A 25,609-nucleotide genomic window follows, 5' to 3' on the forward strand; every position below is an offset into this window, starting at 1 on the left:
AGGCCATGACTTCACCCACCCCCGCCCCGCGCCAGGTCGACACGTCTACCACCGCAGGGAAACTCGAGGATCTCCGTATCCGTCTCGAGGAGACGTCCGCCCCGGTCGGCGACGAGGCCGTCGCGGACATCCACGGGTCCGGCCGGCTCACCGCCCGCGAGCGGGTCGACCACCTCCTGGACGACGGATCCTTCGTCGAGATCGACGCCCTGGCACGCCACCGCGCCAACGCCTACGGCATGGACCGCTCGAGGCCGGTGTCCGACGGCGTCGTCACCGGCTACGGCACCGTGGACGGCCGCCAGGTGTGCGTGTTCTCGCAGGACGGCACCGTCTTCGACGGGACCGTGGGCGAGGTGCACGCCGAGAAACTGGTCAAGGTCATGGAGCTGGCGCTGCGCTCCGGTGTGCCGCTGGTGGGCGTGCACGACTCCACCGGCGCGCGGGTGAAGGAGGGCGTGGTGTCGCTGGGCATGGCCGCACGCCTGTACCGGCTGCGCACCAGCATGTCCGGTGTGGTGCCGCAGATCTCGGTGATCGCCGGGCCGACGGCCGGCACCGAGGCGCACCAGCCGGTCCTGGCCGACCTGGTGGTGATGGTGGACGGTTCCTCGTCGCTGTACCTCACCGACCCGGAGATCACCCGCCGTGTCGTCGGTGAGGACGTCACCGCCGACGACCTGGGCTCCGCCGCCGTGCACGCCGCCGTGACGGGCACCTCGCACCACACCGCCGCCGACGACCGCGCCGCCCTCGACTTCGTGCAGGCAGCGCTGTCGCAGCTGCCGTCCAACAACCGCTCGGTGGTGCCCTTCGGCGAGGATGCCTCGGATTCTTCGGATTCTTCGGATTCTTCGGATTCTTCGGATTCTTCGGATTCTTCGGATTCTTCGGATTCTTCGGATTCTTCGGATTCTTCCGCGACCGACGCCCTGGACGCCGTGATCCCGGACTCCCCGCTGGCCGGCTACGACGTGACCGACGTCCTCGCCGGCATCGTCGACGAGGGGTCCTTCCTGGAGCTGCAGCCCGACTACGCCGGCAACGTGCTGACCGGCTTCGCCCGCGTCGCCGGACGCAGCGTCGGCGTCGTCGCCAGCCAGCCGATGGTGCTCGCCGGCGCGTTGGACGCCGCGGCGTCGCGCAAGGCCGCCCGCTTCGTCCGCACCTGCGACGCCTTCAACCTCCCCCTCGTCTTCGTGGTGGACTCCCCCGGCTTCATGCCCGGCAAGGACGAGGAGCGCGGTGGCCTGCTGCGCAACTCCGCGCCGCTGCTGTACGCCGTGGCGGAGGCCAGCGTGGGCATCGTCACCGTGGTGACGCGCAAGGCCTACGGGACGTCCTACGTGGCCCTGGGCTCGAAGAACATCGGCGCCGACCTCGTCTTCGCCTGGCCGAGCGCCCAGATCTCCAACGCCGACGCCCAGAACACCGTCGCCGCCGTCCACGCCGAGACACTGGCCAAGGCCGAGAAACGCCGCAAGGACGTCGACGCCCTCACCGTGGAGCTCACCGACGAGGTGGAGAAGACCCTGGTCAACCCGTACGCCGCCGCCGAGCGTGGCTACGTCGACGCGGTGATCCCCCCGTCGCAGACCCGCGCCCGGCTCATCGACGGTCTCGGCCTGCTGGAACGCAAGGTCGTCGACAGCCCCGCCCGCAAGCACGGCAACCTGCCACTGTAGGAGGAGACGAGCATGACAACCCCCACCCCCGCCACCCCGGTGCCCTTCACCGTCGTCAAGGGCCACCCCGACGAGGTCGAGACCGAGGCCATCGCCCGCGCCCTGGCCGTCCTCGTGGCCGAGTCCGCCTCCTCCGGCACCGGCGCCGACCCCCGTGAGATCAACCGGCTGCGCGCCCGCACCACCTCCCGCGGCACCTGGGGAACCCCCACCGAACGCCTCCGCGGCGCGCGGAACTTCAACCCCACCGGCTTCCGTGCCTGAGCGCACTCCTGGGCGCACTCCTGGGCGCACCTTCGTCCTCGCGTCCTCCTCCCCCTCTCGCCTGTCGATCCTGCGCTCCGCCGGCGTCGAGCCGTCCATCCTGGTCCCCGGGGTGGACGAGGACGCCGCCGTCGCCGACCTGCACACACGCGTGGCCTCCCCCACCTCCGCGCAGGTCGTCTGCCACCTCGCGCAGACCAAGTCGCAGGCGGTGCTCACCCAGTACGCCGACCGGCTCGACCCGGGCAGCGTCGTCGTCGCCGCAGACTCCATGCTGCTGCTCGACGGCGAACTGCAGGGCAAGCCCCTGACCGCCGAGCGCACCGTGCAGCGGTGGCGTCAGCAGCGCGGCAGGAGCGCCACCCTGGTCACCGGGCACGCCGTGACCTTCCTGGGTGCAGCCGGCCACGAGACCGTGACCGGCGCCAGCGAGACCGTGGTCCACTTCGCCGACGCGTCCGACCGCGACATCGAGGCCTACGCCGCCACCGGCGAGCCCCTGCAGTGCGCCGGTGCGTTCACCCTCGAGGCCCTGGGCGGTTGGTTCATCGACCGGATCGAGGGCGATCCCTCCAGCGTGATCGGGCTGTCGCTGCCCCTGCTGCGGCGCACCCTCGCCGGCTTCGGGCTGGACGTCTCGGAGTTCTGGAACCGGTAGCTGCTCGCACACTCTCCCCTCCTTGCGCCATCTTGAGCCCTCAGGCCGCCACGGACCCTCCTCGGCGACCTGAGGGCTCAAGATGCGCCGTTGTCCACCGGGGCCCGTGCCACACACGTCGGGCGCTCCCGGCCATCGTCCCGGTGCGGCGCAGCGAGCTGCCCGACGCACTGTGGCAGTGCACCACGCTGAACGGGCCGGCCCTGGCCGCCGCCGGCAGGGGCAAGGTCGACCAACGCACACTGGAGCGGCTGATGGGACTCAGCGACCCCGGTGCCCGGTCGCCGCAGGAGACCACGCTCCGGCTCGTCGCGAACCCGCTGCTGCCGGAGCCGTTCACCTGGGCCTCACAGGTACGGGTGGACCTGCCCGGACGTTCGACGGTGCTCGACCTCGCCTGCCGTGAACTGAAGGTGGGAGGTATTGCGTGTCGACGCCGCGCTGCTCAACCGGCGCCACGACAATCTCCTCGGACAGCTCACCAAGGCGATCGCACGTACGGCACCGTGAGCCCTCAGGTCGCTCAGAGTGCCCCAGGGCGACCTGGGGGCTCAAGGTGCCGGGGGCCACATCACCCACCGGAATTGTGCGGCGATCGCATTTCGTCGGGCCACGGGCGCTAGACTGCGTGTGACGACATGAAAGGCGGTGCCCTCACCCGTGAGAATCGAACTGGACCCCAGCCCGAATCTTCGGCAGTACGCCCACCCGGGCAAGCTCGTGACGAGCTCCTGGCTGGGCGCGAAACTGGGCGGCCCCGGGTTGAAGGTGGTGGAGTCGGACTCCGACCCCATCCTCTACAACATCGGACACCTGCCCACCGCCATCCGCATCGACCTGCACGATGACCTCGGTGACCCCGTCACCAGGGACTTCCTCGACGGCGAGGCCTTCGCCCGGCTCATGGACGCCAAGGGCATCACCCGGGACGACACGGTGGTGCTCTACGGCAACGACTCCAACCTCTGGGCGAGCTACACGTTCTGGATCTTCGAGCTCTTCGGCCACCCGGACGTGCGCCTGCTCGACGGCGGTCGCGAGGCGTGGATGCAGGACGAACGCGAGACGTCCTACGACGCCCCGCCGGAGCCCACCACCGGTTACCCGGTGGTCGAGCGTGACGACGTCTCCCACCGCATCTTCGTCGACGAGGTGCTCGCCCGCCGCGACGAGGTGCAGCTGGTGGACCTGCGGGATCCGGAGGACTTCATCGGTGCCGTGACCTCCGGGGAGGAGGACGCGCCGGCGACGGTGTGCCGCAACGGGCACATCCCGGGCGCGGTGAACATCCCGCAGCGTGCCACGCTGCACCCCAACCACCGCTTCCGCAAGCGCGGGGAGCTGGACGAGGTGTTCTCCGGGCTCGACGCCGCCGCGTCCACGGTCCCCTACTGCCATGCCGGCGAGAAGGCCGCGCACCTGTGGTTCGTGCTGCACCACCTGCTGGGCTGGGAGGACGTCCGTGCGTACGACGGCTCCTGGGTCGAGTGGGGCAACATGGTGCGCATGCCCATCGCCACCGGCGCCTGAGAGGGCCGTCGACGTCGTTTCTTCCTGTCGCGGGGTGACGTAGTAACGTCGTCACATCGTAGACCCTTGTGTGAGTGTCGTGTGTGACCCGTTTTTGTGAGGAGTGAACGTGCCGGTAGAGACCCGGAAGCTGTCGAAGGTGACGAAGGTGCTGATCGCCAACCGTGGCGAGATCGCCGTCCGGGTGATCCGGGCCGCCCGCGACGAGGGCATCTCCTCCGTCGCGGTGTACGCCGAGCCGGACGCCGACGCACCGTTCGTGCGCATGGCCGACGAGGCCTTCGCCCTCGGCGGCTCCACCCCTGCGGACTCGTACCTGGACATCACCCGCATCGTGGACGCCGCGGTGCGTTCCGGCGCGGACGCCGTCCACCCCGGTTACGGGTTCCTCTCCGAGCGCGCCGACTTCGCCGAGGCCGTGGTGGACGCCGGGCTGACGTGGATCGGCCCCTCGCCGCGCGCCATCGCCGAGCTGGGCGACAAGGTCACCGCCCGCCACTACGCGCAGAGCGTGGACGCCCCGATGGTCCCGGGCACCCGGGAGCCGGTGAAGGACGCCGCGGAGATCGTGGAGTTCGCCGGAAAGCACGGCCTGCCCGTGGCCATCAAGGCGGCGTTCGGCGGCGGTGGACGCGGCATGAAGGTCGCCCACACCGTCGAGGAGATCCCGGAGCTGTTCGACTCCGCCACCCGTGAGGCCGAGAAGGCGTTCGGCCGCGGTGAGTGCTTCGTGGAGCGCTACCTCGACCGCGCCCGGCACGTGGAGTGCCAGGTGCTGGCGGACGCGCACGGCAACTACGTCGTCGCGTCCACCCGTGACTGCTCGCTGCAGCGCCGGTTCCAGAAGCTCGTCGAGGAGGCCCCGGCCCCGTTCCTCACGGCCGAGCAGGACGACCGGCTGCGCAGTTCCGCCAAGGACATCCTGCGCGCCGCCGACTACCAGGGCGCGGGCACCGTGGAGTTCCTCATCGGCTCCGACGGCCTGATCTCCTTCCTGGAGGTCAACACCCGGCTGCAGGTCGAGCACCCCGTCACCGAGCAGGTCACCGGCTGGGACCTGGTGCGTGAACAGTTCCGCATCGCCGAGGGACTGGAGCTGTCGCGCACCAGCGACCCGGAGATCCAGGGCCACTCCATCGAGTTCCGCATCAACGGGGAGGACGCCGCCGCGAACTTCATGCCCGCCCCCGGTGCGCTGACGTCCTACCGTGAGCCATCCGGCCCGGGTGTGCGCGTCGACTCCGGCGTGGAACAGGGTGCGGTCGTCGGCGGCCAGTTCGACTCCATGCTCGCCAAGCTCATCGTCACCGGCGAGGACCGCGACCAGGCGCTGACCCGGGCACGCCGCGCCCTGGACGAGTACGTGGTCGAGGGCCTGCCGACGGTCATCCCCTTCCACCGTGCCGTCCTCGACGACGACGCCTTCACCGGCGACTCCCTCGACGTGTACACCCGCTGGATCGAGGAGGAGTGGGACAACCAGCTGCCGGCCGCCACCGACGCCGAGGCGGAGGCAGGCGCCGACGAGCCCGTGCCGTCCCGCCGCATCGCCGTCGAGGTCGACGGACGCCGCGTCGAGGTCAGCGTCCCAGGTGACCTCGTCGGCACCGGCGGGACGCGTCGCCGCACCCGCAAGAACACCGGACGCCGCGAGGTCAAGGTCTCCGGCGACACCGCGGTCGCCCCCATGCAGGGCACCGTGGTCACCGTCCTGGTCGAGGAGGGTACCGAGGTCGCCGAGGGTGACCCGCTGCTGGTCATCGAGGCGATGAAGATGGAGAACTCCGTCAAGGCGCACAAGGCCGGCACCGTGCAGGAGCTCGGCGTGGCCGCCGGGGACGGTGTCACCAAGTCGCAGCCGCTGCTGAAGATCCTCTGATGGTCGACCGGCTCAGCGGCCTGTTCCGGCCCCGGCAGGGACGGCAGGCGGGACGCGGCTACGTCCTGTCGCTGGACCAGGGAACCACGTCCACCCGCGCCATCGTCTTCGACGCCGCCGGTGCCGTGCACTCCGTCAGCCAGCTGGAACACCGGCAGATCTTCCCCCGTCCCGGATGGGTCGAGCACGACCCGGAGGAGATCCGCCTCAACGCCCGCCGCGTGATCGGCGACACCGTCGCCCGCTCCGACATCGGCACCGAGGACCTCACCGCCCTGGGCATCACCAACCAACGCGAGACCACCGTGGTCTGGGACCGGGAGACCGGCGAGCCCGTCTACAACGCCATCGTCTGGCAGGACAACCGCACCGGCGACTTCTGCTCCCGCCTCGACGCCGAGCACGGCGACCTCTTCCGGGAACGCACCGGGCTGCCGGTGTCCACCTACTTCGCCGGCCCGAAGATCCGCTGGATCCTCGACAACGTCGAGGGTGTGCGTGAGCGTGCCGAACGCGGCGAACTCGCCTTCGGCACCATGGACACCTGGATCATCTGGGAACTCACCCGCCGCTCCCGGCACAACTCCACGAACCGCCGCCACCGCGCCCGGCACATCACCGACGTCACCAACGCCTCGCGGACCATGCTCATGGACCTGCGCACCCAGAAGTGGGACCCGGAGCTGTGCGAGGCGATGGGCGTGCCGATGTCCATGCTGCCGGAGATCGTCAGCTCCTCCGAGCAGGTCGGGCGGGTGCAGCGCTCCGGGCCGGTGCACAACGTGGCCATCGCCGGCATCCTCGGCGACCAGCAGGCCGCCACCTTCGGACAGGCGTGCACCGAACCCGGTGAGGCCAAGTGCACCTACGGCACCGGCAACTTCCTGCTGATGAACACCGGCACCACCCTGGAGACGTCCTCCCACGGGCTGCTGAGCACCGTGGCCTACCGGCTGGGCAACCAGCCCGCCGTGTACGCCCTGGAAGGCTCCGTGGCGGTCACCGGCTCACTGATCCAGTGGCTGCGCGACAACCTCGGGCTGATCAGCTCCTCCTCCGAGGTCGAGGGCCTGGCCCGTAGCGTGGACGACAAAGGCGGCTGCGTGGTCGTGCCGGCGTTCTCCGGACTGCTGGCACCCCGGTGGGAGCCGGACGCCCGCGGCATCATCGCCGGGCTGACCCGCTACGTGACCAAGGCGCACATCGCCCGCGCCGCCCTGGAGGCCACCGCCTTCCAGACCCGCGAGGTCGTCGACGCGATGAACGCCGACTCCGGCGTCCCGCTGACACACCTGCGCGCCGACGGCGGCATGGTGGAGAACACCCTGCTGATGCAGTTCCAGTCCGACCAGCTCGGCGTGCCCGTCACCGTCCCCAAGATCACCGAGACCACCGCGCTCGGCGCCGCCTACGCCGCCGGCCTGGCCACCGGGTTCTTCGCCGACCTCGACGAGATCCGCCGGCTGTGGCAGGAGGAACGCACCTACACCCCCGACGTGCCGGCGTCCGACCGCGACGAGGCCTACGCCCTGTGGAACAAGGCCGTGGAGCGCACCCTCGGCTGGGCCTGATTTTGGGGCCTGACCCTCTGTCCTACACTGGGGACCATGTCACGTGATCCCCGAGACCCCACCGTCCGTATCGGCGACGCCGACCGTGAGGCCGCGCTGTCGGTGCTGGCCGTCCACTTCGCCGACGGCCGGATCACACTGACCGAGTACGACGACCGCTGCCGCGAGGCCGCGGCCGCCCAGACCAGGCACGAGCTCGACGTCCTGTTCCACGACCTGCCCGCACTGCCGAACCAGTCCGGCCAGCCCGGCCAGCCCGGCGGGGCGGTGTCCGTCTACTCCGCCGGCGAACTCGCCGAACAGCACCGCCGTGGCGCACGCCCCCGCGCCGGCATCATGGCGCTGACCACCCTCGGCTCCGTCGCCGGGGCCATCGCCCTGGGCAACGACGCCTCCGCGCTCCTGCTGCTGCTCATCCCCGCGGTCGCGGTACTGCTGTACGTGCTGAAGGTCGGCCCCGAGTCCTGGCACACCCCCAGCCCGGAGGCCCTGGAACGGGCGAGGATGCGCCGGCTGCGCCGCGAACACCGGCTGGCGTTGGAGGAGCAGCAGCACACCCAGCAGCTCGCGCTGGAGGAGCAGAAGGCCCGGCGTAAGATGCGCACCTCGGAGATGACCGGCGACGCCATGGACATGGCGCAGCGCGCGATGAAGGGCGCCGCAGGACGGTTCCGGCCGCGTCGCGGCGAGGGTCCCGGTGACGGTCCCGGTACTACTGGTCCCCGAGGGTGATGAACTGGTCGATGACCCCGGCGAACATCCGGATGCCCACCGGCAGGCACGCCTCGTCCAGCACGATGTTGGGCTGGTGGAGGTCGGGCTTCTCCCCCCGGCCCGTCCACGCGCCCAGGCGCGCCATCGCACCGGGGACGTGCTCCAGGTACCAGCTGAAGTCCTCGCCGCCGGAGGACTGCGGTGCCTCCTGCAGGGCGTGCGGGTCGACGTCCTTCACGGCCTGCGCCATCACGGCGGTGCAGGCGTCGTCGTTGGTCACCGGCGGCACACCCTTGGTGTAGCGGATCTCCGCGGTGGCCCCGGTGGGGGCCAGGATCTGCTCCACGAGCTGGGGGAACAGGGCGTCCAGCTCGCGCCAGACCGTGGGGCTTCCGGTGCGCAGCGTGCCCAGCAGCGTGGCCTCCTGGGGGATGGCGTTGAAGGCGGACCCGCCGTTGACCGCGCCGAAGGTCAGCACGGTGCCGGTCCGCGGGTCCACACGCCTGGACAGGAGGCCGGGCAGCTGGGTGATCAGCAGGCCGACGGCGTAGATCACGTCGGCGGTGAGGTGCGGACGGCTGGTGTGCCCGCCCGCGCCACGCACCACCAGCTCCACCACGTCGGTGGCGGAGGTGATCGCACCGGTGCGCACACCGATCTGCCCGGCGCGCAGCTTCGGCTCGGCGTGCACGGCGAAGATGTGGCTGACGCCCTCGAGGGCACCGGCGCGGATGACGTCGGTCGCCCCACCGTCGAGGACCTCCTCCGCGGGCTGGAAGATGCAGCGTACCCGCTGGGTGAGGCCGTGGTCGCGGTCGTACTCCGCCAGCGCGCAGGCCAGGCCGAGCACCACGGTGGTGTGGATGTCGTGGCCGCAGGCGTGCATCACACCGGTGGTGGTGGAGGCGAAGTCGAGGCCGGTGACCTCGTTGAGTGGAAGGGCGTCGATGTCGGCGCGGAAGGCGATCGCGGGGTCGGCGTCCCGTGTCCCCTGCCCGCCGATGTCGACGGTGACCCCGGTGCCCGGGAGCCGTCGCGGCGACAGGCCTGCGTCGGTGAGCCGGTCGACGATGAACTGCGTGGTCGCGGTCTCGCGGTGGGACAGTTCCGGGTGGGAGTGAAGGTGGCGCCGCCAGCCGATCACCGTGTCGTGGTTGTCGACGGTCCAGGCGGCGACGGCGTCGGCCACCGGGACGGAGTCGGCGGAACCGAGGGTGCTCTCTGAGGCCACTGGGGCGGTGCTCCTTCAAGGTGAAGATCGTGTCGGGATGCTGCGGCGGGACAGCCGTTCCCGGCCATCCTCACCACTCTAGTCACTGTGCCCCTCCTCTCCTACCCCGGGCCACCTGACACCCGCCGCGCCCTATGCTGGGCCGTATGACCGACACGAAGGACACGAACGTCACACCGGACCCGGCCGCGACCGCCCGCCGGGCGGCCACGGAGATCGCGCGCAGGACGGGACGGGACTCCCACGACGTCGCCGTCGTGCTCGGCTCGGGGTGGCGTCCCGCCGCCGACGTGCTGTGCGGCGGGGACGGGGCTGGCGGGGTGACCGAGTTCCCGATGGCCGAGCTGCCCGGTTTCCTGCCGCCCACGGCCGAGGGGCACGGCGGCACGGTGCGCAGCCTGGAGGTCGGCGGGCTGCGCGTCCTGGTGATGCTGGGACGCACCCACGCCTACGAGGGGCACCCGCTGTGGCGGACGGTGCACGCGGTGCGCACCACCGCGGCGTGTGGCGTCCGGCGGCTGGTGCTCACCAACGCCGCCGGCGGGCTCGCCGAGGGCATGGAGGTCGGGGAGCCGGTGCTGATCAGCGACCACCTCAACATGACCGGACGCACCCCGCTGGTGGGCGCGGACTTCGTCAACCTCGTCGACGCCTACTCCCCTGCCCTGCGTGCCCTGGTCCGCGAGCTGCGTCCGGGCACACGCGAGGACGTGTACGCGATGATGCCCGGTCCGCAGTACGAGACGCCGGCGGAGATCCGCATGCTGCGCACCCTCGGCGCCGGGTTGGTCGGCATGTCCACGGTGCACGACACCGTCGCGGCCCGTGCCGAGGGCCTCGAGGTCCTCGGCCTGTCGTTGGTGACGAACCTGGCGGCCGGCATCACCGGCGAACCGCTCGACCACGAGGAGGTACTCGCCGCGGGTGCCGCGTCCGCGGCGGAGGTCGGCGGGCTGCTGCGCACGCTGCTCGAAAGGCTCTCAGACACAACAGAAACGGAGGCCACACGATGAGCGGCACGTTGAGGTTCGGCACGGCAGGTCTGCGCGCCCCGGTGGGCTCGGGGCCGGACCGGATGAACGTGTCCACGGTGACGCGGGCGACCGGCGGGGTCGCCGCCTGGCTGACAGAGCGGCAGGGGCGGCAGGGGCGGCAGGACGGTCCCGTCAGCGTGGCCGTCGGCTACGACTCGCGGTACGGCTCACACGCCATGGCGCGTGCGGCGGCGGAGACCTTCGCCGGGGCGGGGTTCGACGTCACGCTGATCGCCCACCCGGCGCCCACCCCGGTCATCGCGTGGCTGGTGAAGCACCGTGGGCTCGACGCGGGCGTGCAGATCACCGCGAGCCACAACCCGCGCGGCGACAACGGCTACAAGCTCTACCTCGCCGGCGGCTCGCAGCTGGTCAGCCCGGCGGACCGGGAGATCGAGGCGCACATCGACGACCAGCCCTCCGCGCCGGACGTGCCCCGCTCCACCACGGTGTCGCTGGACCTCGGGGCGGTCGACGGCTACGTCTCCGCCGTCGCCGCACCCCTGGCGTCCGGCGAGGGGAAGGTGCTCGCGGCGCGTCGCGACCTGCGGGTCCTCTACACCGCCCTGCACGGGGTGGGTGGCAGCACGCTGGAGGAGTCGTTCCGCAGCGCCGGGTTCAACCGGCCGGACACGGTGGTGCCGCAGCGTTGGCCCGACCCCGAGTTCCCCACCGTCGACTTCCCCAACCCCGAGGAGCCGGGAGCGTGCGACCTGCTGCTGGCGCAGGCGTCCGCCGCGCCGCCCTCGCAACGTCCTGACCTGCTGGTCGCGCTCGACCCGGACGCCGACCGCTGCATGCTCGGCATCCCGGACGCCTCGGCGCCGCTGGGCTACCGGATGCTGCGCGGCGACGAGACCGGTCCGCTGCTCGCGCAGCGGGCGCTGGAGCACAATGGCGCTGAGGGCACTGGCAGCACAGGGAACAAGCCCGTCGTCGCGACGACGGTGGTGTCGTCCTGCCTGCTGGGACGCATCGCCGCGGCCCGCGGCTGGGAGTTCCGCGAGACGATGACCGGGTTCAAGAACCTCGCCCGCGCCGCCGACGATACCGACGGCGAGCTCGCCTACGCCTACGAGGAGGCGATCGGCACCTGCCCGTTCCCGCAGGCCGTGGCCGACAAGGACGGTTTCGCCACCGCGCTGCTCGCCGCCACCTGGGCCGCGGAACTCAAGGCCCACGGCGCCTCACTGCAGGACGAGCTCGACCGGCTCGACGCCGAGTTCGGACCGGTGCGCACAGCGCAGGTCCCGGTACGTTGCGACTCCACGCAGGACGCCGCGACGCTGGTCGCCGACTCGGCGCAGTCGCCGCCGGCGGGTCTGGCGGCCGGTCGGGACGCGCGCGGGACGGACGTCGAACCACTCGACGGCACCAACGCGGCGTCCGGCGTGCGGTTGACCTGGACGTCGGACGACGGCCTGGGGTACCGGGTCATCGCCCGGGCGTCCGGCACGGAGCCGAAGGCGAAGTTCTACCTCCAGGTGGCCGGCGGGACGGACGACGGGACCGCTGCGGTGGAGTCCGCGCTGGCCGGTCTCGCCACCACGGTGCGCCAGGCTGTGCCGGGTAGTTAGCCCCGCGACTAGCTCAGGTCGATGTTGCGGGGGCCGTAGAGCCGGTCGCCGGCGTCGCCGAGGCCGGGGACGATGTAGGCGTTGTCGTCGAGCTCGGGGTCGACGGTGGCGGTGACCAGGCGCTTCACCGGGTAGCCGGAGTCACGCACCGCCTCCACACCCGGCACCGCGGCGACCATGCAGACCACCACGATGTCCGTCGCGCCACGCTCGGCGACCAGGCGCAGACCGTGCAGCAGGGAACCACCGGTGGCGAGCATCGGGTCCACCAGGAACACGGTGCGGTCCGACAGGTCGTCCGGCAGGGCCTCGAGGTAGGGCACGGGCTCGTGGGTCTGCTCGTCGCGCGCCATGCCCAGGAAACCGACCTGCGCGTCGGGGATCATCGAGAGCGCGGGGTCGATCATGCCGAGCCCGGCGCGGATGATCGGCACGACGATCGGCGGATTCGCCAGACGCCGCCCCGTCGCCATCGCCACGGGGGTCTCCACGGAGAACTCCTCGGTCGGCAGGTCGCGGGACGCCTCGTAGACCAGCATCGCGCCGAGGTCGGCGAGTGCGCCGCGGAAGGCGACGTTGTCGGTGCGGGCGTCGCGCATGATCGTCAGCCGTGAGGCGGCCAGCGGGTGGTCGACCTGCACGACCTCCATCCCGCTCGACGCCGTGCCGGACGCACCGGTCTGCCTGGTTCGCTGTGAATCCTCCATACCCTCCAAAATAGCCCACGGTGCGGGGAACCTCCGAGCCCGCCGGCGAGTCTCTCTCACCATGGCACCCGCACACGAGTCCCCGACCCACGCAGCGACCGGCCTGGTGGCGGACGTGGAGGCACTGACCTCCGCCGCGTCCCGCGCCGATCGTGTCGCCGACCTGCTCACCACCGGTGCGTCCGGCGATGGCCCGGCCGTCCCGCCCGTGCTCCCGGCCCTCGTCCCGCAGGCCGCGGGGCTGGTCGCCGCGCTGCAGCGCGCCCGCGGGCGGCAGGCGGACGCCCTGGCGGGGTTCTCCGGTTTCTACCGTGCCAGCGCCTCCTCGCTGACGACCACCGCGGTGGACCTGGCGGCCGGCGAGGCCGGCTCCGCAGCGGCCTTCTCGGGCACCTGGCAGGGGCCCGGGGCATGACCGACCTGCTCAGCCTCGTCGAACCCGTGCGCCGGCTCGTGCCAACGGCGGCGTCCGCCGGCAACCACCCGCTCGCCGCCCTGCTGGTGGACGCCGGCACGTCCGACCTGGCCGGCCAGCTGGCGAACCAGCTCCCCGGGCTGGTGGACGCCGCGCTGCGCGGCACCGCGGGCAGCGTCGCCGTCGACCGGCTCACCGGGGCAGGCACCGACACCACCGAGATCCTCCGCCTGGCCGGGGAGGTCGAGGCCGTGGCGCAGGAGGCGACGGCGGCGACCGGACGCGCGGCGGCGGACATCACGCTCATCGTCGAGCAGTGCATCCGACAGATCATGGTGGCGGTCGTCGGTGCCCCGCTCTCCCCCGGCGCCCCCGCCGCCGCGCTGCAGATCGCCTGCCTGCACCTCGCCCGCGCCCAGGAACGCCTGGACCTCCTCGGTGCCGAGCTCGCCGAACTCACCACCCGCGTCGACGTCACCGACGCCGCGCTACCCACGGTGCCGCCGTCACCGGACGCCCCGGCGTCCGCGACATCGGCGTCGCCTGGGTCCCCGGGGTCCCCACCGCCGGAGGTGGCCGTCGGCGCCGAAGCGTCCGACGTATCCGACGTGTCCGACGTGGCAGACGCACCCACCCCGCAGGCCGCGGCGGCCGTGGAGGCGGCGAAGTCCGCGATCGGCACGCCCTACGTGTGGGGAGGCACGTCACCGGCCACCGGCGTGGACTGCAGCGGACTGACCCAGTGGGCCTACGGGCAGGCCGGGGTCGACATCCCGCGCACCGCCGACCAGCAGGCCGTCGGCACCCCCGTGGGCGCCGACGACCTCGCCCCCGGCGACCTCGTGGTGTGGGACGGCCACGTCGCCATGGTCACCGGCGACGGGCAGATGATCGAGGCCGGCGACCCGGTGCAGGTCAACCCCGTACGCACCGAGAACATCGGCATGGGTTTCCTCGGCTTCTACCGGCCGACCGCCTGAGGAGGGTGAGACCACGATGACCCACGACAACACGGGCAGGGGCCGGCTGGGCCGACGGTCGCAGCGCCGGGGCCTGGCCAGGATCGTCACCACGCCGGCCAGCGCCGAATACAACGTCGAGCAGTTCCTCGGCGAACCACCGCCGACCGTGCCACCGGTGCTGAAGGCGGAGCTGTTCACCTCCACCGGTGCACACGGTGGTCCGGTCATCGACCCGGGCCACGCTTCCCGCTAAAATCTGTCGTCATGGCAGACAACGGAATCGTCACCCTCGAGCTCGAGACCACCGCCGGCACGTACTACACGCTGTGGGCCCCAGGCTGGGTGTCGCGCGGCGAACAGTGGCAGGCGTTCCTCGGCGACGAGTCCGGGGTCTTCGCGTTCAACTCGCCGGCGGAACTGCTGGCCTGCATCACCTCGACGTCCGCCCACGACCTGGCGGACCACCCCGCCTGGGCGTCCTTCATGGACGGCGCGGAAGCGCGCGTGACCCCGCGCAAGGGCGGACGGATCAGCTTCGTCGAACTCCCCAACAACCTGGCCGGCCGTCCGTCCTTCGAGAACACCCGGACGGTGGCCAACGCCTTCCAGGTGCTGCGCTCGCTCGGCGTCGTGTGCGGCATCAACCGCATCAACCGGTGGTTCCACTCCTACTCCGTGCTGTCCAACGTCAGCCGCGGCCAGGACCACTACGCCGGGGAGAACGGGCTGGCCGAGTGGTCGAGCGTGGGACTGACCGTGCGTGACAACTGGGTCGAGCTCACCGACGACGTCGACGAGGCACTGGTCACCCCGGATCTCGGGGAGGACGCCGAGGCGCTCGTCGCCGACGCGCAGGCGCGCATCGACGCCGCCGCCGAGAAGGAGGAGGCCGGAGAGAAGGCAGGGGCGGACGAGAAGGCCGACGAGGAGATCGCTGGCACCGCAGGTGCTGCAGGTGCCGCGGCAGGCTCGGACGAGGAAGGCGCAGACGAGGACGCGGCCGACCCGTACGACGCCACCCCCTGGGGCCGGGCGGGCATCGACCCGATCCGGATCACGGTCGACGGGACCACGGTCTACACCCTGCGCTGCTACGTGGGCGACCGCTCCCCGGTGTTCCTGGGTCACCGCGGGGAGATCAACACCTTCCCGTCCTCCCGGTCACTGGTGCGCTGGATCGTCGACGCACGCGACCACGACCTCGCGGAGATGGAGACCTGGGGCGACCTGGTGACCCTGGCCAACGCCGGGGAGCTGGAGGTGGAGGTCCACCCGTCGAACGTCTACGGGTTCACCGGGCTGCGCTCCGACATCACCGAGGGTATCGAGGCCGTCGACACCGAGCAGCTGGGCCGGGCGTACGAGCTGTTGGCCGACGCCGCCGACTGGGCGCAGGACGACGGGGTCAACAAGGTGCTCCTCGCCTACCCGCGTCTGCAGGACTACATCGCCTACATGCTGGGGTCCCCCTCCGCGGCGACCCCGACGCCCCCCTTCGACGAGGAGGCGAACGGGTGGACGCGTCTGGAGGAGAACCTGACCGGCCGTTTCACCAAGTTCTGACGGTTCTGAGACTTCTGAGGTCCGGGAAACTTTCTCGCGCAGAACCCTTGACGAACACCTTTTCGAACATTACTGTTAGTTGGCAGATAGAAGATTCATGTAGGGCGGGCCAACGGAACACATGATCGAGAGGGGCGGCGGGGATGTCGGAGACGGAACCACCTGCAGGTCTGGTCGGGTCGACCACCGACCTGTGCGAGGCGCTGGACCGGCTCGATTCCGCGGTGCAGGACGTCATCGCCCACGGCCCCGAGACCTGGTCGAGGATGGACGAGTCCTCCCGGCTGCAGGCCGTGCAGAAGCTCGAACGGGCCAGGAAGAAGCTGGCCCTGGCCGATTCCTCATTCATCTCCGCCCACGAGGCGGACCTCCCCGCCGGACCACAGCGACGTGCCCGTGCACTGAGCGAGATCCTCAACACGACGCTGCGGGACGCGAAGACCCGTCTCACCGGCTGGTCCCGCACCGCCGAACGGCCGGACCCGTGGGGGCCGGACCCCACCGCGCCGCACGTCGAGCACATGCCGCACCTGACAGAACTGGTCGGTGAAGGCCTCCTCGACGCCGCCGGGGTGGAGAAAGTCGACCGTCAGATCCGGGCGCTGCCGGCCGCGATCCAGCCGGAGATCACGCGCATCGCCGACGAACCCGTCGCCGACCTCGCCAGGAAGCAGGGGCCGGACATCCTCGACTCCCTACGCAACTTCCTCCTGGACCTCGTCGGGGCCGACGAGCCCTACACCGAGAAGGACCACCGCAGGATGAGGTCGCTGACGCTCGGGCGGCAGGGCGTGGACGGGATGACACCGATCCGCGGCACCCTGACCCCGCACCTCGCGGCGTCGATGCAGCGTCTCATGGCGGACCACGCCAAGACCGGCGACCTCCTGGACGAGGACGCCGCCGCCGAGGACGACCGCACCCCGGAGCAGCGGCGTCACGACGCGCTCGCCGCCGCCGTCCACGCCGGTTACGGCCCCGGACGGGCCCTGAACCCCGGCCGCGGTGCGACGACCATCGTCGCGGTCATGCCGGTCGAACAGCTGATCGCACGGACCGGCACAGCGCTGACGGACGTGGGCGTGCACGTCCCCGCCGCGACGTTGCTGGAGGACACCGACCGCCTGGAGACCTGCCTGCAGGTTCTCGGCGTGGACGGCCGCACGCTGTGCTTCGGCCGCTCCCGCAGACTGGGGAGCCTGGACCAGTACCTCGCCCTCGTCGGCGAGGAGGGCATCAGTTCGGCACCGGGCACCGACAGCGCCCCCGCGCACTGCCACGTCCACCACATCGACGGGTGGAGCGCCGGCGGCGCGACCGACCTCGACAACCTGACGTTGGTCTCACCCGCCATGCACGCCCGGGTGGACGACTCCCGCACCAACCCGGACCGGTGGTGGACCGTCACCGCCGAAGACGGCACAGGGCGCCGGGTCATCTGGACACCGCCCGTCGGCGAGGACCCGACACGGACCGCCGTACACAACGACCACCCCACGGTGCGCCGCCACCCCGGTGCCGCGAGGCGCCGCCTCTACCGTGATCAACTGCGCAAGAGGACGGGAGAGAAGAAACCGGGGAGCAACGGGAGCAAGGACAAGGACACGACGACCAGCGGGGATCCGCCGTGACGCCTCAGCACGGGCTGGAGTAGGAGGTGTCCCCGTCCAGCAGCCGGGCGTTGCTCCCCGGGGTCGCCGCAGCGGCAGCGCACAACGCCTCCCGGTCGTCGCCGTAGTCGACGACGACCGGGTGGACCGTCGTGCCGTCCACGCCCGGCCTCAGGGAGGGACAGTGCCCGGGCTCCAGCAACACCGCCCCCGGGTTGGCCGCGACCGCGCCGTCCACCTCCGAACGGAAGGTGGGGCTATTCCCCATCACCGAGGAGACGATGAGCACCCCACGGCCGTCGCACGCCAATCCGTCGTCCGGCTCCGACTGGGGTTCCGGCTGGGGTTCCGGCTCAGACTCAGACGGGGACTCCGGCTGGGTTCGGGTTTCGGCCTGCCCGGCGGTGACCGTGACGGTCTCGGTGTCCTGCGTCGCGTCCGGGGAGGACGTCTCCGACGCCTGTTCAGACTCCGGCGAGCGTTGCACCGAGGTCAGCTCGAGGGCGGCGTCGTCCGCGGCAGTCGCGTCCTCCCCCGAACGCGCAGACCACAGTGTCAACGCCAGCACGAGCGCGGCGACCAGCACCAGGATGCCGACGACACCGGCGATGATACCGACGATAATCCACGGGCTCTGCCGCCCGCCGGGAGTCACGACCGGACTTCCCCACGTGCCGCCGACCAGGGGTAGGACGAGCGCAGCGCGAAGTACGCCCCCAGCGCCAGCAGCAGGATGCCGGCGACGAGCACCACGTACTCCCCCGGGCCCGTCGTCGTGCGGACGGAATCGAGCAGGGCCCGCAGGATCTCAGCGTCCTGCCCGCTGGGTCCGCCGTCGGTCGAGAAGAGTTCGTCGTCGACCCCCAGTGCCGTGACCAGCCCGTAGACCGCGTACCCGATGAAACCTGCTCCGCAGACGGCGACCACCACCGAAGCGATACGACGCAGCGCGGTGAATCCGATGAGCACGGCCGCAGCCAGGACGAGGAGAAGCAGACCACAGGCCAGCGACAGGAGCGTCGCGTCCACCCAGGTCTCCTGCAGCCCGATCGAGTGGAACGCACCGGTGACCGTACCGAAGCCGGAGATGGTGAACACCATGTCGGAGTCCTCAGCGCCGGTCGAGCCGGTCGCCCCGGCCGTGGCCGCGGTGATCACGGTCCTGCCCCAGGGCAGGGCGAGTCCGACTACCGCCAGCAGGGCGAGTACACCCGTCGCCGCGGCGACGACCAGGTGGTGGGTCGCCAACGCGTGGGCCTGGCCGAGCGCCACCCGCCCCTTCGACGGGGTCGCCGTCGCGTCCTGCGTGCCGGTGTCCGTCAAGCTACTGCTCCGAACGGTTGTCGGGCGCCACGATCTTGCGCACGCCCCAGATGATCTCGTTGATGCTGACCCAGGCGGCGACGTGCGCGAGGGTGAACAGCGTGGCCTTCATCACCGACAGCCCGGCGTTCACGTCGCTGGCTCCGGCGGTCAGCAGGACGATGAGCGGGTAGATCATGCCGACGACGATGACCGCCAGCAGCGAGAGGTACAGCTTCGACTCGCTGCGGGACCGCGACCCGACGCCCCAGGTGCTCGTGTCGAGCTGCGGGGTCTGGCGCTGCGCCTGTCCCTGTGCCTGACCTGGTGCCTGACCCGGCGCCTGCTGGAACTGGTTGTTCGGTGCGGCGTGCTGCGGCCCGCGGTAGCCACCGGGCACAGAGGACGCAGCGGGCTGCTGCCACGAGTTCGGCGCCGGCGCGTCCTGCGCATCCTGGTTGTCCGGGTCGTCCTGATAGTCGGGGGCGTCCTGCACGGTCTCCGTGGGGGACTCGCCCAGATCCGGGGCGTCCTGGCCGATCAGCGGTTCCTGCTCCGACACGACAGGATTCTCCCGCGTGACGTCCGGGTCGACACCCTGCCCGACGAGGTCGTATCCGCCGGACACGTTCGGCGACTGCGTGTCCGCGAGGTCGTGCAGCCACCGGATGTTGACGACGTCGTCCTGCGGCCCGTTGAGGGCGGCCTCGTAGAGGTCGCGCTTGTACGGGTCTCCGAGGATCGCCCTGGCGGTCTGCATCTGGTCTACCTCGGGCGAGTCACCGCTGAATCCCCGACCGCGCAGGTCGGACAGGCGGGAGTCGAGGACCTCCGCGATCTCCCGCGGCGGCATGTCCTTGTCGAGCTGAAGTTCGGTGTACAGGTCGTAGTTCGCCATGGGAGTCCTTGTCTCTATCGGCCGTTTCTGGTCTGTCACTGGACCGTCTCTGGTCCGTCTCTGGGGCGTTCAGGGGCACTCTAATACATCAGTCTGGCAATCGAATACCTGGAATCGAATACCTGGAATCCGGTGAGCCCTCACCTCTCCAGCCGATCAGCATACGGGCATGCCCTGGATGACGTCGAGCGCCGAGGACGCCTCGTCCACGGCCTCGCCGGTCAGCAGCATGGCGTACCGGGTACGGTCCGCGGACTCCGGGAACACCGACATCGCCCCACCGGTCTCGGCGGCATCGACCGTCCTGATCCGGCATCCGTCGTACTCGAACGGTGCAGCCCCCTCGGCGGGGACGTAGGACGCCCGGACCTCCTCGCTGCCGAAGTCGACGACGGCCATGGTCAGTCCGTCGCCGCGGCAGGTCACGCGGGCCTGTTCCTCGCCGCGGGGCTCGCCGCTGTCGCAGGTCATCCCCTGCCATCCGCTCTGCCCTTGCCGCTCAGGCAGGAGTGAGGGGAAGGCGTTGACGATCCTGGCGTCGTCGGCGTCCCACGCCGGCGTCACGACGTGGCGGTATCCCAGGAACCCGCCGACGCCGACCACCGCCAGCAGCGCGAGGACGCCGAGCACGACGACGGGCGTGCGCGCCGCGTTGCGCCGGACGGACGCCCCGGACGCAGCCGGCGACGGCGCCGCCGCCCAGTTCACCGGCACCTCGCGCGTCGGCGCGTCCTGCCGGTTGGCGGAGACAGGGGCGGCGGGAGCGGCAGGGTCGGCGAGCGCGTCGAGGAACGCCACGGCGGTCGGGTACCGGCGCCCGGGGTCGTTGTCCAGCGCCCGGCGCAGCACCGCGGTGAGGTGCGGGGCGGCCGGGCCGTCCTGCGGTGCCAGCGCGTCCGGGGTGAGCGTGGGCAGTGTCCGCTCGCCCCGCCACGCGGCCGTGGACATCGTGTCGCGGAACGCGGTGAGGGTGAGCATCTCCAGGGCGATCAGCGCGAGTGCGTAGCGGTCGGTCGCCGCACTGTAGTCCACCTTGTGTGCGCCGTAGGTGGTGGCCATGGTGAAGATCTCCGGGGCCATGTACTTCTCCGTGCCGATCACCATGCCGGTGGAGGTCACCCGGGTGTCGTCGCCGGCGATGCTGATGCCGAAGTCGGTGAGCAGTGCCGTCGTGCCCACGCTGCCGTGCGGGTCGCGGGGAAGCAGGATGTTCGCCGGTTTGAGGTCGCGGTGCACCACCGGCGGCGAGCGGTGGTGGATGTGGTCCAGGGCCTCGGCGACGGGACGCAGGATGCGGCACGCCTCGTCGACGCTGAAGCGCCGTCCGGTGCCGCGACGTTCCTCCAGCGCCTCGGCGAGGTCACCGCCGTCGACGTAGTCCATGACGAAGTAGGCGGCCGTACCGGTGGTCGACGTCGCGTCTGCGGAGTCGGCGTAGTGGATGTTGACCACCGAGGTGTGGCGGATCGTGGCCAGCGTCCTCATCTCCGCGAGGAACCGCTGGTAGCCGTCACCGGCGCCGGGCCCGCCTGGCCCGACGATCTCCGGACGGATCGCCTTCACCGCCACCCAGCGGTGCAGCCCCCGGTCGTAGGCGCGGTAGACGTGCCCCATGCCGCCCCGGCCGACCGGGGTGAGGTCGGTGAGGTTGTGCCGGGACTCGAGCTCGGCGGCGAGACCGGCGGGACCGGCTGGACCGTCCGCGCCGGTCTCTCCCCAGCCGCTCACCCGGCGTCCTCGGAGCTCCAGGTGAAGTCGCGGGAGGACACCTCGTCGCCGCTGCCGTCGATGACCCGGACGCCCGACCCGGTGAGTTCCACGCGGGAACCGTTGCCGTCGAGGGAGCGGGTCACCCACCGTCCCGCGCTGACGCGGCCCATGTCGATGTCGTACTCGGCGGACCGGTCGTTGTAGAAGCCCCGGTAGTAGAGGTCGCCGCGCTCCCCGACACGGCAGACCACCGCGTAGTCCTCGCCGTTGGTCCCGGCGTAGACCCACTCGTCGCTGGAGTTGCAGGACGCCGCGCTCACGCCGCGCCATCCCCGCGGGCTCAGGTCCGACGGGGTGCCGGGTGAGCTAGTGGTGGTCGGCGTGCTGGAGGTGGTCGGTGCGCTGGACGTGCTGGGCTCCGGCGACCGGACGGACGTCGGGGTCTCGCTCGTCTCGCTCGTCACCTCCGGCTCGGGGACGGCGGTGAACTGCAGCGGGGAGCCGCCGTCGTCGGACGCGTCGTCGGTGGTGTTGTTCCAGGCCAGCATGCCTGCGACGGCGAGCCCGACGACCACGACGACCGCGACGACCGCGACCACGGCCGCCACGATGATGCCGGTGGCGAGCCCACCTGCGCGGCCTGACTTACCTGTGTTCCCTGTGTTCCCGGCACCGGGTTCCTGCCGCCAGGGGTTGCCGCCGGGCGCAGGCGTGCCCCAGTCGTTGTTCCCCACTCCGTCTCCTCCGTGTCTTCGCGGTCCTCTCGCCAGCCTCCGTGTCCGGGGACCGTTCAGTGTTGTTTCCTGAGAGACCAGTAGTTTTCCTGAGCATACCTGGCCAATGCAAGGCGCCTGGTCGGGGCATTGCCGTTGCGGACGGAGAATCCGGTCACCCCGCTGTTCCCGAGGGCCTTGGAGAGGTAGTCGATCTTGGTGTTCACCTTCTTCTGCGACCATCCCAGGGTCTGCTCCAGGTCCCTCACGGTCGGCACCTCGGACAGGTCCGTCCCGGGACGGCGGACCAGGGGGTCGGCGAGGGCGCACAGGAGGCGGACCTGTTCCTCGTTGAAGATCAGCTCCCCGACGGTCAGGGGCGCCCCGGCGGCGGGGCCCGTGGCGGACGTCCCGGCTGGCGGACGCAGCGTCGCGGCGACGGTGAGGTCGAGTTCGTAGGTGGTCACCGAGGTGGCGAAGACGACCGCGGACTCCCCCAGCGGCAGCGGCAGGCTCGCCCCGCGTCCCAGACGGATCTGGCTGAAGGAGTTCCTCGCCCGCGGCTGGATGTTGGCCGCCAGGCGTCCGCCGAGGTTGGTGATCATCCAGGTGCCGTCGGAGTCCCAGACCTGCAGGAAACGGCGGTGCATGAACTCGTCGTCGGAGCCGAGGGGGAACTCCGCGGCGCGGCCGAGGGTGATCGACTGACCGGGGTTGAGCGCGATCCGGTGGCCGATCTGGTCGTCGATGAGGACCTGGCCGGGCAGCAGGCTGGGAAACGTCATACCGACATGGTCCTACCGTTCGAGCTCGTGCGCCAGGGAATCAAGTTCCCCGCCACCGGCCATCTCCAGGGTGAGCTGCTCGAGGGTGACCTCGTCGCGTGCGGCGTCGAGCACGCTGCCACCCAGGTTCAGCAGGACGAAATGGTCCCCCACCAGGTACGCGTGGTGCGGGTTGTGGGTGATCAGGATGACCCCGACGCCCTCGTCGCGGGCGGCGGCGATGAACTTCAGCACCATGCCGGACTGTTTCACGCCGAGGGCGGCGGTCGGTTCGTCGAGGATCAGGACGCGCGCACCGAAGTACAGGGCGCGCGCGATGGCGACCACCTGGCGCTGGCCTCCGGACAGCGAGGCGATCGGCACCGAGACGTCCTTCAGGTCGACGCCCATGCGCTGCAGGCGCTCGGCGGTGATCTCGCGCATCTGCGCCTCGCGCAGGACGCCGAAGCGTCCGGTCATCTCCTGGCCGAGGAAGAAGTTGCGCCACACGGGCATCTGCCCGACGACGGCGAGGTCCTGGTAGACGGTCGCGATGCCGTGGTCCAGTGCGTCGCGCGGTTTGGCGAAGTTCACGGGCTCTCCGTCGACGAGGATCTCGCCGTCGGTGGGGCCGTGCAGTCCGGCGAGCGTCTTGATCAGGGTTGACTTGCCCGCACCGTTGTCGCCGAGGACGCAGGTGACGCTGCCTTCCCGCACGGACAGGTTGATGTCGTCGAGGGCGCGGAAGGAGCCGTAGCTCTTGCCGACGCCGCGGAGCTCGATTACGGGGGCGGTCTCAGGGTTGGTCACTGTCGGGCCTCCGAGTACTTCGAGAAGGAGTTGTTGGCGAGCACGGCGAGGAGCAGCACTCCGCCGAGGAAGAACTTGAACCAGTCGGGGTTCCAGCCGGCGTAGACGATGCCCTGGTTGGTCATGCCGAAGATCAGGGCGCCGATGGCGGTACCCACGGCGGTGCCCTTGCCGCCAGTCATCGCGCACCCGCCGACGACGGCGGCGATGATGTAGAGGAACTCGTTGCCCACACCCTGACCGGCCTGGATGGAGTCGAACTGGTAGAGGTTGTGCTGGCCGACGAACCAGCAGGACGCGGCGACGGTCATGAACAGGATGATCTTCACCCGGTCGACGGGAACGCCCACGGCGCGGGCGGCGTCCTTGTTCCCGCCGACGGCGAAGATCCAGTTGCCGAACCGGGTCTTGAACAGCACCCAGCTGGCCACCGCGACGAACAGCAGCCACCAGAACACGGTGACCTGCACGGTCACGCCGAAGACGTGGACCGAGCCGGCGAAGAGGCGGCGGCAGAACTCGTAGCCCTGCATGTCGGAGATCACCGGGGTGGCGACCTGGTCGTTGACCAGTTTCGTGACCGCGAGGTTGAGCCCCTGCAGCATGAGGAAGGTGGCCAGGGTGATCAGGAAGCTGGGGATGCCCGTGCGGGTGACCATCCACCCGTTGAAGAAGCCGATGGCCAGGGCGATGAGCAGTGCCAGCAGCGAGCCGACCCAGGTCTGCAGGTGGAAGTTGTAGGCGATCATCGTGGCCGCCAGTGCCGTGGTGGTCACCGCGACGCCGGTCGACAGGTCGAACTCGTCACCGATCATCAGCAGGCCCACGGCCAGCGCCACGATGCCCAGCGTGGAGGACGTGTAGAGCACGGTGGCGACCGCGTCCAGGGAGCGGAAGCTCGGGGCGACGACGAGGAAGAGGATGAAGATCGCCACCGCGCCGATGAGGCTGGCGAACTCGGGGCGGCGCAGCAGGGAGGTCAGTCGGGTCCCGATCATCGCAGGCCCTCCTTCGCGGCGTCGGCGATGGTGTCGATGTTGGATTCGTCCACGAAGCTCGGACCGGTGTACACCGGACGCCCGCCGCCGACAGTGGTGCCGTTGCGCTTGGCCAGCCACAGGGCATCGACGGCCATGTAGCCCTGCAGGTAGGGCTGCTGGTCGACGGCGAAGCTGACCCGTCCGTCGCGGATCGCGGGGACGAGCTCGGCGTTGGTGTCGAAGGTGCCGATGTTGACGTCCGCGCCGGTGGCCTCGGCCGCGTCGGCGACGACGAGGGAGACCGGTGTGACCAGGCCCATGACCCAGTCGATGGAGTTGTCCTGGGCGAGCTTGGACTGCACGGTGGACTTCACCGAGGTGAGGTCCTGGCCGTTGACGTAGAGGATCTCCACGGAGCCGTCGGTGAGGCCCTCGTCGATGCCGGCGCAGCGGGCCTCCTGGGAGGAGTTGCCCTGTTCATGGACCACGCACAGGGTCTTCTTCGCCCCCTCCTCCTGGAGACGTTCACCGGCCTTCTGGCCTGCGACGGCCTCGTCCTGACCGAAGAAGCCGGTGAGTCCGTAGCGCTCGTAGTCCTCCATGCCGGCGTTGAGGCCGACGACGGGGATGCCCGCGTCCACGGCGCGCTGGGCGGCCGGACCGATGGCGTTGGCGTTGGGCATGGTCAGCGCGATGCCGTCGACGTCGGAGTCGATGGCGGACTGCACCAGGCTGGCCTGGTTCGGCGCCTGCGGGTCCGAGCTGTAGCGCAGCTCGATGTTGTCCTTCTTGGCGGCGTCCTCCGCGCCCTTGCGCACGAGGTCCCAGTAGGTGTCGCCGGGGGCACCGTGGCTGACCATGGAGACCACGTAGCGCGGGGTGTCGACGGTGCCGCCGCCTCCCTCCCCGTCCGAGGCACGGGGTGCGCCACCGGTGGCGGAGCAGCCGGCGACGGCGAGTGCTGTGGTCAGTCCGACGGTCGCGGTGGCGGCGGTCAGGACGGTGCGGAGCCGCTTCTTGAAAGTCACAATG

General features: G+C 70.9%; 25 protein-coding genes. 14 read left to right on the forward strand and 11 right to left on the reverse strand.

Annotated elements, in window-relative coordinates; translation table 11 throughout:
• Window positions 1-5 precede the first annotated feature (5 nt).
• The 7 genes from ACT3UN_RS05470 (at window position 6) to ACT3UN_RS05500 (ending at window position 8,319) form a co-directional block, all read left to right on the forward strand.
• Window positions 6-1,685, forward strand: coding sequence for an acyl-CoA carboxylase subunit beta (locus tag ACT3UN_RS05470; protein WP_444656666.1), 1,680 nt, complete (start codon window positions 6-8; stop codon window positions 1,683-1,685).
• 12 nt (window positions 1,686-1,697) lie between these two features.
• Window positions 1,698-1,949 carry an acetyl-CoA carboxylase subunit gene (locus tag ACT3UN_RS05475; RefSeq protein WP_301442750.1) on the forward strand — a complete coding sequence of 84 codons (252 nt, stop codon included), beginning with the start codon at window positions 1,698-1,700 and terminating at the stop codon, window positions 1,947-1,949.
• Window positions 1,942-2,607, forward strand: a complete 666-nt coding sequence (locus ACT3UN_RS05480; RefSeq protein ID WP_301442751.1) for a Maf family protein — start codon at window positions 1,942-1,944, stop codon at window positions 2,605-2,607. The genes ACT3UN_RS05475 and ACT3UN_RS05480 overlap by 8 nt, the downstream gene beginning before the upstream one ends.
• 660 nt (window positions 2,608-3,267) lie before the next feature.
• Window positions 3,268-4,137 (forward strand): sulfurtransferase, encoded by an 870-nt coding sequence (locus tag ACT3UN_RS05485; RefSeq protein WP_301442752.1) that lies wholly within the window; start codon window positions 3,268-3,270, stop codon window positions 4,135-4,137.
• 109 nt (window positions 4,138-4,246) lie between these two features.
• Window positions 4,247-6,016 (forward strand): acetyl/propionyl/methylcrotonyl-CoA carboxylase subunit alpha, encoded by a 1,770-nt coding sequence (locus tag ACT3UN_RS05490; protein ID WP_367620300.1) that lies wholly within the window; start codon window positions 4,247-4,249, stop codon window positions 6,014-6,016.
• Complete coding sequence (glpK, locus tag ACT3UN_RS05495) at window positions 6,016-7,587, forward strand: glycerol kinase GlpK (RefSeq protein ID WP_301442754.1); 1,572 nt, start codon at window positions 6,016-6,018, stop codon at window positions 7,585-7,587. Before ACT3UN_RS05490 ends, glpK begins: the two co-directional genes overlap by 1 nt.
• A gap of 36 nt (window positions 7,588-7,623) precedes the next feature.
• Entirely contained in the window at window positions 7,624-8,319 is a 696-nt protein-coding gene (locus ACT3UN_RS05500) for a DUF1707 SHOCT-like domain-containing protein (RefSeq protein WP_301442755.1), read from the forward strand.
• On the opposite strand, the gene ACT3UN_RS05505 is transcribed toward ACT3UN_RS05500, so the two are convergent.
• Entirely contained in the window at window positions 8,300-9,532 is a 1,233-nt protein-coding gene (locus ACT3UN_RS05505; protein WP_441578781.1) for an amidohydrolase, read from the reverse strand. The two genes, ACT3UN_RS05500 and ACT3UN_RS05505, sit on opposite strands and share 20 nt — an antisense overlap.
• Window positions 9,533-9,678: 146 nt before the next feature.
• On the opposite strand from ACT3UN_RS05505, the gene ACT3UN_RS05510 reads away from it, so the two are divergent.
• Together ACT3UN_RS05510 and ACT3UN_RS05515 are read left to right on the forward strand one after the other, a co-directional pair.
• Window positions 9,679-10,545 (forward strand): purine-nucleoside phosphorylase, encoded by an 867-nt coding sequence (locus ACT3UN_RS05510; RefSeq protein WP_444656668.1) that lies wholly within the window; start codon window positions 9,679-9,681, stop codon window positions 10,543-10,545.
• Window positions 10,542-12,143: a phospho-sugar mutase gene (locus ACT3UN_RS05515; protein ID WP_444656670.1), complete on the forward strand. Its 1,602-nt coding sequence runs from the start codon at window positions 10,542-10,544 to the stop codon at window positions 12,141-12,143. Before ACT3UN_RS05510 ends, ACT3UN_RS05515 begins: the two co-directional genes overlap by 4 nt.
• 8 nt (window positions 12,144-12,151) lie before the next feature.
• Here the strand turns inward: ACT3UN_RS05515 and upp are convergent, their stop codons facing one another.
• Entirely contained in the window at window positions 12,152-12,793 is a 642-nt protein-coding gene (upp, locus tag ACT3UN_RS05520) for a uracil phosphoribosyltransferase (protein WP_301442760.1), read from the reverse strand.
• 118 nt (window positions 12,794-12,911) lie between these two features.
• Here upp and ACT3UN_RS05525 point away from each other — a divergent pair, with 118 nt between their 5' ends.
• The 5 genes from ACT3UN_RS05525 (at window position 12,912) to ACT3UN_RS05545 (ending at window position 17,421) form a co-directional block, all read left to right on the forward strand.
• A complete protein-coding gene (locus ACT3UN_RS05525; RefSeq protein WP_301442758.1) occupies window positions 12,912-13,265 on the forward strand; it encodes a hypothetical protein in 354 nt (117 codons plus the stop codon).
• Window positions 13,262-14,245, forward strand: coding sequence for a C40 family peptidase (locus tag ACT3UN_RS05530; RefSeq protein WP_444656672.1), 984 nt, complete (start codon window positions 13,262-13,264; stop codon window positions 14,243-14,245). Before ACT3UN_RS05525 ends, ACT3UN_RS05530 begins: the two co-directional genes overlap by 4 nt.
• A gap of 16 nt (window positions 14,246-14,261) precedes the next feature.
• The gene (locus tag ACT3UN_RS05535; protein WP_301442868.1) at window positions 14,262-14,480 is read left to right on the forward strand and encodes a hypothetical protein; all 219 of its coding nucleotides are present in this window, start codon (window positions 14,262-14,264) and stop codon (window positions 14,478-14,480) included.
• Window positions 14,481-14,491: 11 nt separating this feature from the next.
• A complete protein-coding gene (locus ACT3UN_RS05540) occupies window positions 14,492-15,790 on the forward strand; it encodes a hypothetical protein (RefSeq protein ID WP_301442867.1) in 1,299 nt (432 codons plus the stop codon).
• 143 nt (window positions 15,791-15,933) lie between these two features.
• Window positions 15,934-17,421 carry an HNH endonuclease signature motif containing protein gene (locus ACT3UN_RS05545; protein WP_301442866.1) on the forward strand — a complete coding sequence of 496 codons (1,488 nt, stop codon included), beginning with the start codon at window positions 15,934-15,936 and terminating at the stop codon, window positions 17,419-17,421.
• A gap of 4 nt (window positions 17,422-17,425) precedes the next feature.
• On the opposite strand, the gene ACT3UN_RS05550 is transcribed toward ACT3UN_RS05545, so the two are convergent.
• From ACT3UN_RS05550 to ACT3UN_RS05590, 9 genes are all read right to left on the reverse strand, one after another.
• The gene (locus tag ACT3UN_RS05550) at window positions 17,426-18,055 is read right to left on the reverse strand and encodes a hypothetical protein (RefSeq protein WP_301442865.1); all 630 of its coding nucleotides are present in this window, start codon (window positions 18,053-18,055) and stop codon (window positions 17,426-17,428) included.
• Entirely contained in the window at window positions 18,052-18,723 is a 672-nt protein-coding gene (locus ACT3UN_RS05555) for a hypothetical protein (RefSeq protein ID WP_441578783.1), read from the reverse strand. The genes ACT3UN_RS05550 and ACT3UN_RS05555 overlap by 4 nt, the downstream gene beginning before the upstream one ends.
• Window position 18,724: 1 nt before the next feature.
• Complete coding sequence (locus ACT3UN_RS05560; RefSeq protein WP_301442863.1) at window positions 18,725-19,600, reverse strand: hypothetical protein; 876 nt, start codon at window positions 19,598-19,600, stop codon at window positions 18,725-18,727.
• A 156-nt stretch (window positions 19,601-19,756) separates the two neighbouring features.
• Entirely contained in the window at window positions 19,757-21,328 is a 1,572-nt protein-coding gene (locus tag ACT3UN_RS05565; RefSeq protein WP_301442862.1) for a serine/threonine-protein kinase, read from the reverse strand.
• Window positions 21,325-22,044: a hypothetical protein gene (locus ACT3UN_RS05570; RefSeq protein WP_301442861.1), complete on the reverse strand. Its 720-nt coding sequence runs from the start codon at window positions 22,042-22,044 to the stop codon at window positions 21,325-21,327. The genes ACT3UN_RS05565 and ACT3UN_RS05570 overlap by 4 nt, the downstream gene beginning before the upstream one ends.
• A 56-nt stretch (window positions 22,045-22,100) precedes the next feature.
• Window positions 22,101-22,808 (reverse strand): hypothetical protein, encoded by a 708-nt coding sequence (locus ACT3UN_RS05575; protein WP_301442860.1) that lies wholly within the window; start codon window positions 22,806-22,808, stop codon window positions 22,101-22,103.
• A gap of 12 nt (window positions 22,809-22,820) precedes the next feature.
• Window positions 22,821-23,597, reverse strand: a complete 777-nt coding sequence (locus ACT3UN_RS05580) for an ATP-binding cassette domain-containing protein (RefSeq protein ID WP_301442859.1) — start codon at window positions 23,595-23,597, stop codon at window positions 22,821-22,823.
• Window positions 23,594-24,595 (reverse strand): ABC transporter permease, encoded by a 1,002-nt coding sequence (locus tag ACT3UN_RS05585; protein ID WP_301442858.1) that lies wholly within the window; start codon window positions 24,593-24,595, stop codon window positions 23,594-23,596. The genes ACT3UN_RS05580 and ACT3UN_RS05585 overlap by 4 nt, the downstream gene beginning before the upstream one ends.
• Window positions 24,592-25,575 carry a substrate-binding domain-containing protein gene (locus ACT3UN_RS05590; RefSeq protein ID WP_441578790.1) on the reverse strand — a complete coding sequence of 328 codons (984 nt, stop codon included), beginning with the start codon at window positions 25,573-25,575 and terminating at the stop codon, window positions 24,592-24,594. Before ACT3UN_RS05590 ends, ACT3UN_RS05585 begins: the two co-directional genes overlap by 4 nt.
• Window positions 25,576-25,609 lie beyond the last annotated feature (34 nt).

Source organism: Corynebacterium sp. AOP12-C2-36, from assembly GCF_052379185.1.
GTDB lineage: Bacteria > Actinomycetota > Actinomycetes > Mycobacteriales > Mycobacteriaceae > Corynebacterium.